Raw genomic sequence first — 6261 nt, forward strand, 5'->3', positions numbered from 1 at the left:
TCAGTTAAAAAAGAAAATAAAAAAATATATCACCCCTTTTTTTGACCTAGCGCGTTTTACTAGCAAAAAGAAGGGGAAATTATGATGACTACGATGACTGATATCAAAGTACCAACGCCCTATAAAGCGTTAAACAAACTTGTTTTATCTTTTGTTGGTGCACTGTGCGTTACATTTTCTTTGTTCGCTTTCATGCAGCAATTAGTGAGCCAAGATGAAGTGTTTGTCCCAGAGCCAATACCCACTTTGGATGTATTCATTTCTCAAGATCTTGAGGATACTCCCATAAGGGTGCGCCAAGTTTTACCGCCACCGCCAAAGCCTGCACCAAAAGCACCGCCTAAACCAAACACGCCCCCGGCTGAAACAACAGGTGTCGCGGTCGATATTAATATTTCTTCGGGTGTTAAATCATCGCCAATTCAAATGCAAAACACATTGCAGATGAGTGACAGTGGCGCAGCGCCCATTGTTCGAATTGAGCCAACATACCCAGCGACAGCGGCAAGAGATGGCATAGAGGGCTGGGTGCAAGTCGCGTTTAGCATTTCGCCTAGCGGACAAGTAATTGATGCACAAGTTATCGATGCCAAGCCCAAGCGAGTATTTAACCGCGCAGCACTTAAAGCACTGAAGCGTTGGAAGTATCGCCCAAAAGTCATCAATGGCAAACCCGTAGTTCAACCTGGGCAGTCAGTTATGTTAGAGTTTAATTTAAACAAGTAAGCAAACTTGTACATAGCCGCTGAGTTTCGGCTCAGTGGCTACTGATATAGCTTCTGGTGTCAATAAGAAAAAACACGGAGAGAATATGCTACTTGCGATAAAAAACTGGTTCATCCAAGACAAAACCGAAGCACATGATCCCTTAGCGGAATTTAAACGTTGCGGTGAGAATCGTTATTTAGAACAGGCAATTGATAATTTTAACCCTGATCTTTACCACTATTTATGCACGCAAAGCGATCCGGAAACCGCAGAGGACATATGCCAGAAGACTTGGCTCGCTATTGTAGAAAAACGTCAATACTACCAAAGTAATAGCACGCCCAAAGCGTATATTTTTAAAATTGCACGTAATGCCTTAATTGATGAGTTTCGCAAACAAAATAAGTACATATGTGATAGCAACGAAACCGATATCTGCACACAAGATGGCGATAGCAATTTTAATTACGCTTGCAATGAGCAGTTATACAATGCGATTAAAGCACTACCACACGCCCAAAAAGAAGCCATTTGCTTACAATTGGAAGGGTTCTCACTCAAGCAGATTGCCCAGATCACCACTGCAAACCATGAAACAGTCAAAACGCGCTTGAGATACGCCAAGCAACAACTAAAGCACATGTTAGGAGAGCTAAAATGAGTGACTCAAAACCCAAAATAAACGATCTCCAGCAAGCGTATTCAGCATCGAAAAGACTAAATAAAATGACGCCTAAACAAGTTAGACGGCTAAAAAGAATAAGTAAACTTGAAAACCGTAAGCACACTAGGCAGTTTTGGCTAAGAACCTCAATGTGGGCAAGCTCATGCTGCCTTGTCGCATTAGTAGGCAGCCTAACTTTACAAGGCTTACTGACCGACTTTGAAAACTTCCTTTCACAGGTTGATCCCCACTCTTTTTCGGCGCAGCACTATCACGTTGTTGAAACACACAATATCGTTGAAGGGCAATATCAAACCACCATTGCACAGCAAAAAGCACAACTCGACGACACGCTGGCGGGCTCCAAAGAAACACTCGTGGCGGTACGCCAGTTTTACGGCCAGTTAGTGCATTCAGAGAAAGATGTATGGTTCATCGCGGACTGTCAAAATCGAACTTTATTAGAGGTACGAAAAAATTTACTCGAGGAGCTGGGAGTGCCTAAAAATGATATGCTCGAATACGAACAAGGTCAGTTGTTGGCATTGAGTAAAAACCAGTCGGGGCAGTTGATTAATATTACCGCCCCAACCTCTGGCAAAAATCTCTATGCGTGCCCTTAAAGCAAGACAACACTCGCTATAATAAACCCAACCAATGCCAAAGCGCCTCCCACAAGGGCATACGGCAGCTGGGTTTTAACATGAGTTAATAAATCACAGCCAGAAGCCAGTGCGGACACCGCACTGGTATCTGAGATAGGTGAGCAATGATCGCCAAAAATACCGCCACTTAAAATCGCGCCAATCACCAACGAAGGTGGCAAACCTAAAGTTTGAATTAATGGCACACCTATGGGTATCAGTATTGCGAATGTACCCCAAGATGTCCCCGTCGTAAAAGACATCACCGCTCCCGTTAAAAACAAGGTAGGCACGATCAGATACAGGGGTAAGTAATCACCAACAAGCTGTGCCACAAATACTCCGGTGCCCAACTCCTTTAAACTTGCTCCTAAAGTCAGAGATAGCAAAACAATACTCACCAAGGGCAATAGTTCTCCCATGCCCTTAAAGCCAATATCAATCAATTGATGATGCGTAAATTTGCGCCCAGTGAGTAACATTAAATAAGCAACCGCACATGCCAAAACGGTCGCATATAATACCGATTTAGAACCGCTGCCACTGGCAAGCACACCGTCGCCCGTCCACAACATAAAGCCAATCATGCCAAAGATAAGTACACCAAGCGGCACCAGCATAAATCGTGCACGAGAGGCTTTTGGCCCTGCATCTAATTCTAACTTTGTCTGCTTAAGTTCATCCTCAGCGACTTTCATCGGGCCATGCACCTTATCAAATACGATGGTGTAGAGCACAATTATCAATGTAATAATGGCATAGAAGTTAAAAGCGACACTGCCCCACAACACACTGACAGCTGATTGTTCAAGTTCATAATTACTCAGCAAACCCAAAACAAACGCCCCCCAACCGTTAAGCAAGATCAAAATACAAACAGGCGCACTGGTACTATCTATAATATAAGCAAGCCGCGCTCGACTCATTTTGAACTTATCAAATAAGCCACGTGCAACAATGCCCGAAGTGAGCACACTCATATTCGACTCGATAAAAACAGCAGTGCCTGTAAACATGGTCAACAGGCCCACTTGCTTTTTATTTTTTACAACACCTATTCGCATCAATTTTTGTACTGTTGCGGATACGCCTCCGGACTCTCGGATATACGCCAATAGTGCCCCAATCACGATACTAAAAATTAGAATTCGACTATTCCCGGCAGACGTTGCTACCTCAATTATTCGTTCAATACTATTAATAAATGTAACGAAAATAGATTGCTCACCTTTAACGAATACCAGTAAAAATTCTGACGATAACAAAGCCAATATTAAGGCGACGATCACTTCCTTTCGCCAGAAAACAACGGCTATTGCAATGAGTGGGGGCAAGATAGAATACCAAGACATAGCTTTCCTTTTATTGTTTTCATTGAGTTGAAAAGCGCTGATAACAGTAGAAAAGACGTAAATTCATACTTATATTGTTATCATACATGTGTAATTTATAACCATGGTAGCTTAAACACTTATTTAAAAAAACCTTCTATTTCGGGTATATAAATTCACAAATGCAACAATAGTACCCTTACCAGAGCCACATAAATCAAAAAACGCAATAATATTCCGAAACAATCTATCGCAACGTTCCAATTGAACCTATAATATGGACAGTTTAAGTTAGTTTTAGTTACCAGGTGATCCTCATGTCTACTTTTGTAAAAATAAAGGCCTTGAAGCCTTCACTATCACAAAGTGAAGCTAAGTTGGCAGACTTTACGTTGAAGTCAGGTGCAAAAATTCGCGGCCTGTCATCTATTGAACTCGCAAAGTCAGCAGGTGTTAGTCAGTCAAGCGTTGTTAAATTTGCTCAGAAACTAGGTTATAAAGGGTTTCCAGCATTTAAGTTAGCTGTTGTGGATGCGTTAAATGAACAAACACAAGAAGATACGCCGCTATCAAATGAGATAGAACAAAATGATTCTATTGCACACATCTCAGAAAAGCTGATCGCAAACCAACAAGCAACGCTTGTTGCAACCAGTAAATTAAATACGCCAGAATTGTTTGAGCAAGCTGTACAAGCAATCAAAGGTGCAAAAAAAGTCATGGTATGCGCTATTGGTTCAACGCATACAATGGCACAAGACCTAACCTTAAAGTTACAAAAGCTAGGTGTTTGTGCAGTCACACATGTTGATGAACTGAGTGCTGCGAGTTACATTGCCACAATGGGTAAAGATGACTTATTTATCTGCCTTAGTAATTCAGGAACCGTCAAAAGTATTGTCAAGCTGGCTCAACAAGCTAAAGCCAATGAATGCCAAATCTTGGCACTCACTCGATATGGCCACAGTGAACTGGCGACTTATGCTGATAGCTGCTTGTACTGTATTCAAGACGCTGAAGCCGTTAAACACTCGGCAGTATTGACTCGTGCTTCTTTAGGTTACCTAATTGACGTGCTGTTTATCTCTTTGGCACAATCAAATCTTCACTGGCAGCGACGCGCAGATCGCTCCAATGAATACATGAGCGATATGTTAAACATCTAGTCTCATGCATCAGGTGCCTTATCTTTTGTATAATAGATAAGGCACTCTTTGCTGTTTAAACTCTGCCACTTCCTGACGCCAAATAGCTTCAATTTGATGTGACTTTAGCCCTTGTTCAACGCCAAGTCTAATAAGATTAGTCCCTGCTAGCTTGTCTAAAAACTTGGGGGATGTGATAAACCGTTGGTTGTGTTGTTCAAATGCACTATATGCTGCAACAAACCATCTTAAATCAAACCCCTTTAGCTCGCTTTGACGCAGATCCCGACCCCATACTTGTTCACCTTCTAGTTTTGGAAAACGTGCCGCACCAACAATTGAGCGCGGTGAAAAAGAAAATACGCCCAGTTTAACTTGATTATGTCCATACACTTGAAAAGGAAAATCGGTACCTCGTCCTACCGACACAGCTGTTGCTTCAAAAAAGCATAATGATGGATATAAATAAATTGCCTGTTGATTAGGTAAATTAGGACTGGGTGCAACAGGTAAAATATATTCATCTAACGCATCATAGTTTGCTACTGGGACCACCTCGAGGTTTAGATCATTCGCACCTGATAACCACCCTTCCCCTTCTATCATTAAGGCCAGTTCTCCAACCGTCATCCCATGAAGTATAGGAATGGGATGCATACCAACAAACGAGCTATACGCTTTGTCTAAAACAGGTCCATCAACATGCTGAATATTTGGGTTTGGCCTGTCTAACACGATAAACGCTTTTTGGTGCTCTTTTGCGGCCTGCATCATATAGTGCATCGTGCTAATATAGGTATAAAATCGCACGCCAACATCTTGAATATCAAAGATGAGTACATCTAAATCAACAAGCGCATCTCTGCTTGGACGTTTTTGCTTCCCATAAAGGGATGCTATGGGCAGTCCTGTTTTCGCATCAATACTATTGTTGATATGCGCGCCTGCATCTTGATCGCCTCTGAAACCGTGTTCGGGCGAAAAGATCCTAACGACATTAATATTTTCCGCGAGTAAAAAGTCAACCAAGTGCTTATCTGCAACTCGAGAAGATTGATTTACAATTAAGCCAACTCGCTTATCTTGCAAAAGTGGTAAATATATCTTTGATTGTTGTGCGCCAACCTCTATCGCAATTGATTGCAGCGCAATGAAAGGCAACATGGTTAAGAGAATAAAATTAAAGTAAATAGCACGCACCAACACCGTAACTCCTATAGCACACAATGACTTGGCAATATGCCTGATCAGCGCCAAAAAAAGAACCTTTTTTTGACTTTTACATGGGCTTCAATTTCAATATTCTCTAGTAAAAAGAAAGGCTTCACAGTATCTAACTGGGACTGCGTCAAGCGCTTGTTCTTTAATGCCGATATAATACTATCTTGCTCAAGTGTGGCTTCTTTAAATCCGCATTCAACAAATAGCACACTTTCTTCATGTTGTAGTCTAATATTTTGATATAACTGAGCTAATTGAACGCCCGAATAAGCTGTATTCATTACTTGTACCTTCATACACAATTGATGTTAGATACAAGTGTATGTAACGGCTTGATAGTAAAATTGGATAAATGCGACATTTGATTTGACGCATTGGACGCGTGTGAAAAGTGAACCTTTGAGTGGCTCAAAGCATCTCGGAATATTCAGATCTGTAAAGTGGTTCAAATTTCAGGCATAAAAAAACCGACTTTCGTCGGTATTTATCTCATGTTTTACTACTTGAGTGAAGTAACCACTTTAAATAAAGTGGCGGACGCGGGAGGA

General features: G+C 41.6%; 7 protein-coding genes. 4 read left to right on the top strand and 3 right to left on the bottom strand.

Going from position 1 to position 6261, the window contains the following annotated elements; translation table 11 throughout:
- The first annotated feature begins 81 nt into the window (after positions 1 to 81).
- The 3 genes from L1077_RS12825 (at position 82) to L1077_RS12835 (ending at position 1995) form a co-directional block, all read left to right on the top strand.
- Entirely contained in the window at positions 82 to 726 is a 645-nt protein-coding gene (locus tag L1077_RS12825; protein ID WP_237137190.1) for an energy transducer TonB, read from the top strand.
- Between the two features lie 85 nt (positions 727 to 811).
- Positions 812 to 1369 (top strand): sigma-70 family RNA polymerase sigma factor, encoded by a 558-nt coding sequence (locus tag L1077_RS12830; protein WP_237137191.1) that lies wholly within the window; start codon positions 812 to 814, stop codon positions 1367 to 1369.
- Positions 1366 to 1995 (top strand): hypothetical protein, encoded by a 630-nt coding sequence (locus L1077_RS12835; protein WP_237137192.1) that lies wholly within the window; start codon positions 1366 to 1368, stop codon positions 1993 to 1995. Before L1077_RS12830 ends, L1077_RS12835 begins: the two co-directional genes overlap by 4 nt.
- On the opposite strand, the gene L1077_RS12840 is transcribed toward L1077_RS12835, so the two are convergent.
- Positions 1992 to 3368 (bottom strand): Na+/H+ antiporter NhaC family protein, encoded by a 1377-nt coding sequence (locus L1077_RS12840; protein WP_237137193.1) that lies wholly within the window; start codon positions 3366 to 3368, stop codon positions 1992 to 1994. The two genes, L1077_RS12835 and L1077_RS12840, sit on opposite strands and share 4 nt — an antisense overlap.
- Before the next feature lie 296 nt (positions 3369 to 3664).
- Between L1077_RS12840 and L1077_RS12845 the strand changes: the two genes are divergently transcribed.
- On the top strand, positions 3665 to 4513 hold the full coding sequence (locus tag L1077_RS12845; protein ID WP_237137194.1) for a MurR/RpiR family transcriptional regulator: 849 nt from the start codon (positions 3665 to 3667) through the stop codon (positions 4511 to 4513).
- A gap of 18 nt (positions 4514 to 4531) precedes the next feature.
- On the opposite strand, the gene L1077_RS12850 is transcribed toward L1077_RS12845, so the two are convergent.
- Both L1077_RS12850 and L1077_RS12855 read right to left on the bottom strand, forming a co-directional pair.
- Entirely contained in the window at positions 4532 to 5656 is a 1125-nt protein-coding gene (locus L1077_RS12850) for an exo-beta-N-acetylmuramidase NamZ family protein (RefSeq protein ID WP_237137199.1), read from the bottom strand.
- An 83-nt stretch (positions 5657 to 5739) separates the two neighbouring features.
- Entirely contained in the window at positions 5740 to 5994 is a 255-nt protein-coding gene (locus tag L1077_RS12855; protein ID WP_237137195.1) for a hypothetical protein, read from the bottom strand.
- Positions 5995 to 6261 lie beyond the last annotated feature (267 nt).

Source organism: Pseudoalteromonas luteoviolacea, assembly GCF_021654285.1.
In the GTDB taxonomy this organism is placed as follows: domain Bacteria; phylum Pseudomonadota; class Gammaproteobacteria; order Enterobacterales; family Alteromonadaceae; genus Pseudoalteromonas; species Pseudoalteromonas luteoviolacea_J.

Coding starts and splice junctions, on each gene's coding strand:
- L1077_RS12825 (WP_237137190.1), top strand. CDS start 82: ATGATGACTACGATGACTGATATCAAAGTACCAACGCCCTATAAAGCG.
- L1077_RS12830 (WP_237137191.1), top strand. CDS start 812: ATGCTACTTGCGATAAAAAACTGGTTCATCCAAGACAAAACCGAAGCA.
- L1077_RS12835 (WP_237137192.1), top strand. CDS start 1,366: ATGAGTGACTCAAAACCCAAAATAAACGATCTCCAGCAAGCGTATTCA.
- L1077_RS12840 (WP_237137193.1), bottom strand. CDS start 3,368: ATGTCTTGGTATTCTATCTTGCCCCCACTCATTGCAATAGCCGTTGTT.
- L1077_RS12845 (WP_237137194.1), top strand. CDS start 3,665: ATGTCTACTTTTGTAAAAATAAAGGCCTTGAAGCCTTCACTATCACAA.
- L1077_RS12850 (WP_237137199.1), bottom strand. CDS start 5,656: ATGTTGCCTTTCATTGCGCTGCAATCAATTGCGATAGAGGTTGGCGCA.
- L1077_RS12855 (WP_237137195.1), bottom strand. CDS start 5,994: ATGAATACAGCTTATTCGGGCGTTCAATTAGCTCAGTTATATCAAAAT.